The sequence below is a fragment of the Collinsella sp. HCP28S3_B9 genome (assembly GCF_052066095.1).
GTDB lineage: Bacteria > Actinomycetota > Coriobacteriia > Coriobacteriales > Coriobacteriaceae > Collinsella.
Map to the genome: position 1 here is coordinate 1 of NZ_JBQHST010000051.1, position 3,434 is coordinate 3,434.

Consider the following 3,434-nt stretch of genomic DNA (forward strand, 5'->3'; position numbering starts at 1 on the left):
ACATGCCGGGGGCGGACCGGGACGGGTTCAACGGCAGGCCCCGCCGACCGATTGCAAGCGGTCGGCGGGGCCATTGTGGCTCTTGACAGCGGATTGGGTCATATGAGCGAGAGGCTCACGACCCACAGCTTCCGGCACAGCGCGGTGACGTTCGCGTTGCTGGGGGGCGCCAGCCTGCAGCAGGCCCAGGCGCTCGCAAGGCACACGAACCTGACGACCACGATGGTCTATGCCCACAACGTCGACCGCGTGAGCCAAGCTCCGGAGCGTTTTGTCGACGGCCTCCTCGACGACTAGGAGGCCGGGGCCGCGTCATGCGAGGGGAATGCCCGAGAGGTCGCTCCCCAGCACCTCCAGGTACTCCAGCAGCTGCTGGTACTTGCCCCGGAGCAGCAGGAGCTGTCGCTGGAGCTCCGCGTTCTCCTCCTTCAGCTTCCTCGATTGCTTCCTGCTCTTGTCGAGGGCGATGTCGAGGTCCTGCAGGCGCGACTGCGCCCTCTGGAGCTCCCTTGACAGCCTGGTTATCTCGGCGTCCTTGTTCAGCTCTCGCCTGCCCTCTTGGCTCACCTTGCCCGTCGGCTTGAACTGGCAGACCCGGTTCTTCGCCAGGAGCTCCTTGACATGCTGCTGGCTGAACGTCCCCGAGCTCAGCCCCGTGAGCGCCATGAGCTCCTTCTTGGTGACGATGCGGTGGTCCTCTTCGATCTCGTCGATGGCCCCCTGGATGAGCGCCAGCGTCTTCTCGCGCTTCGCCGCGTACATCCTCTGCATGTTCTCACTGGGCTGCTTCATCAGAGACCTCCAGGTCCTCGCCGCTGATAGCGCTCAGCACGCGCTGGGTCAGCGTTTCGTATGCGTCCATCCAAGCACCGCAGAGCTCGGCGAAGACCTCGTTGCCGCAACTCAGGGCCTTCTCCTGCTTGCTGCGCCAGTCGTCGAGCTCGCTTTGATAGTAGTCGAGGTCGCCGGCGTCGGGGACGAGGTAGCTGCAGCTGAGGCACCTCGACCTGTCGGCGCTGCAGCCCCTGGCGTCCGAGCACAGCCCGATCCTGTGGACCCTCTTGGCGAAGGGTTTCGCCAAGATCCTGTCGAAGCGGGCAGGGTCGTCTGTGTTGATGATCCTGCCCCTGAACACGACGGGGTCGTCCTTGCGCAGGTCCTTGACGGAGGTGTGGGTGTAGCTCTGCTCGATCATCTTGGTGTTGTGGTGGGCGGTGAGCGGCAGCAGGTCGATGGCGCGGAAGAGGCCCGAGTTCATGCGGTCGCTGATGGCGTTGTGGCGGAACTGGTGCGTTGTCGGTGAGTAGGGCTCGCCGTGCTCGTCGAGAAGGCCCCTGTACTCGCAAAGTCGGGCGAAGAAGCGGTTGCAGCTTCCCTGTTTCTTCGGCTTGAACGCCGACCCGTGCGGCTTGTAGCGCCTCCCACCGGTCTTCGGGTCTCTCATGAGCCTGTAGGTCCTCGAGGTGAAGAGGAGCTCGGCGTCGCTGCCGAGATGCGACACCACCTCGTCCCTCTGGGCCGCCACCAGGTCGACGAGGAGCTTCCCCATTCCCTCGTACCTGACCTCGATCAGCTTGATGTCGCTCGGCACGTAGGGCCCCGACTGCTTGAAGGACGGGATCGTCAGGGTGTAGGTGTCTGCGCTGAGCTGCTTCAGGCACCTGACCGTCATGCTGAGGACCTCCGTGATGCGGTTGGGGATCAGGCGCAGCATCCAGTAGACGCACCTGTAGACCAGCGGGATGCCGTCTCGCATGAAGATGACGTCGAGCTGGTCGGCCACCTCGTCGGGGATGTACTTGTCCTCCTTCTTGACGTGGGCAGGGGCCCTCTCCAGCACGAACCTCTGCATGGCGGAGCTGATGTCGGTGAAGCCAGATTCCCTCGCGAATGCCTTGAGGGTGTTCCAGCGGTGCAGGCGGTTGTCCAGGGAGACGCTCTGCTCGCCCGAGAAGAGGCAGGTGTGGAAGGCGACGAGCGCGTCTGGCGGCGCCTCTGCGAAGCTCTCGCAGCTGCTCGGGATGAAGCCCGCGTAGCGGCCGATGGCGCCGTTGATGTCTTTGTCGATGGTGGAGGGGGCCCGGCCCTTCACAAGCCTCGTCAGCGCCCATCTCTTGGCCTCCTTCTTGAGGTGTTCGTTCGAGATACCCGTGAAATATATGTTGCGCGAGCTCGGTTTGACGTTCTTGTCGGGCTTCACCTTGTCGGCTTGCCAGACGTCGTCGCTGAAGCTCGAGGCAGAGCAGTAGTCTGCGAGCATCTTGGCTGCCTGCTCGTCGGTGACGGACACGGTGTTGGAGAGGACGACTGGCTCGAGGGCCGCGGACCCGGATGTGGGGAAGAGAGGGCTGTCAGGCATGGGTGACTCCCTCCTCTATGGCGTCGAGCACCGCCCTGTAGCGCTCGTTCAGGGTTCTCTCCTGCGCGTACTCGGTGTAGCCCTCGTACTCGTCCATCGGGATGTCCAGCTCCGCGTACTTGGCCTCGAACTGCGCCAGCAGCCTCGACGAGTCCTCGTAGAGCTCCTGCCAGCGTGCTTGGAAGGCCCTTCCCGTGCACAGCTTGGGGCAGGACGCGCAGCTGATGTTGCCGAGGTCGGCGCACCTGCCCTCCGAGGGGTGCTTTGAGCACACGCCCAGCTCCACGTTGCGGCGGTTGGTGCAGAAGTCGACGTAGAGCCAGCGGCGCTCCTCCTCCGTGTACAGGTCGAGCCTGCCGCTCTCGATCAGGAGGTTGAACCTCTGCTGGAAGAACTCGCTGTTCAGCTCTGCGATCCTCTTCATCCTCACCTCGGCGTAGATGCGCTCGGTAGTGCCCTGGCCAACGTGACCGAGCTGCTTTTGGACGGCAGTGAGGGGCGCGCCGGAGCTGACGAGCTCGACGGCGACCGTCTTGCGGGTCTGCCTGGAGGTGAACGCCTCCCAGCCCTCGACGATCGACTGCATGCCGTACCTCTCGAGGAGCCGGTTGACAGCGTTGTTGAAGGTCGTTGCGGAAAACTCGCCCCTCACCCCGTTGTCGATCGAGAAGAAGAGCGTCTCGACCCCATACATCTCCCTGAGGGCGGAGGTCTCCTCGATGTAGGCCTCGATCTCGCTGTGGAGCCCTGGCGAGATGACGGCGAAGATCTTGTCGCCGAGGCGCCGCTTTATCCTGGATGCCGCGGTCTTGGGGGATCTCGCCCTCACCTGCGGCATGCCGCTGGCGGGGTCCTCGGCCGTGATGTCCTCGACGCGGATGCACCTGATGTCGGAGATGCGCCAGCCGGTCTCCATCGCGAGCTTGAACATCAGCCTGCAGGCGCTCGACCCCAGCTCGTCGATGTGCCCCTCAAGGAAGGCGAGGATGTCCTCGGGGATCTCCGGGGTCAACTTGGAGCAGTCGAAACCTCTCTTGACCGCAAGGTTCGCGGTCGGGTCCAGTACCAGGCGCCC

General features: G+C 64.1%; 4 protein-coding genes. 1 reads left to right on the forward strand and 3 read right to left on the reverse strand.

Going from position 1 to position 3,434, the window contains the following annotated elements; genetic code table 11:
- A partial coding sequence (locus ACTNBB_RS08945; RefSeq protein WP_441071085.1) for a tyrosine-type recombinase/integrase occupies positions 1-297 on the forward strand: 297 nt, incomplete at its 5' end.
- Between the two features lie 15 nt (positions 298-312).
- Here ACTNBB_RS08945 and ACTNBB_RS08950 read toward each other — a convergent pair.
- From ACTNBB_RS08950 to ACTNBB_RS08960, 3 genes are all read right to left on the reverse strand, one after another.
- Entirely contained in the window at positions 313-792 is a 480-nt protein-coding gene (locus ACTNBB_RS08950) for a hypothetical protein (RefSeq protein WP_441057951.1), read from the reverse strand.
- A complete protein-coding gene (locus tag ACTNBB_RS08955; RefSeq protein ID WP_441057954.1) occupies positions 776-2,359 on the reverse strand; it encodes a hypothetical protein in 1,584 nt (527 codons plus the stop codon). The genes ACTNBB_RS08950 and ACTNBB_RS08955 overlap by 17 nt, the downstream gene beginning before the upstream one ends.
- Positions 2,352-3,434, reverse strand: a 1,083-nt coding sequence (locus ACTNBB_RS08960; RefSeq protein WP_441071087.1) for a tyrosine-type recombinase/integrase, incomplete at its 5' end; no start/stop codon positions are given. The genes ACTNBB_RS08960 and ACTNBB_RS08955, both read right to left, overlap by 8 nt.

Coding starts and splice junctions, on each gene's coding strand:
- ACTNBB_RS08950 (WP_441057951.1), bottom strand. CDS start 792: ATGAAGCAGCCCAGTGAGAACATGCAGAGGATGTACGCGGCGAAGCGC.
- ACTNBB_RS08955 (WP_441057954.1), bottom strand. CDS start 2,359: ATGCCTGACAGCCCTCTCTTCCCCACATCCGGGTCCGCGGCCCTCGAG.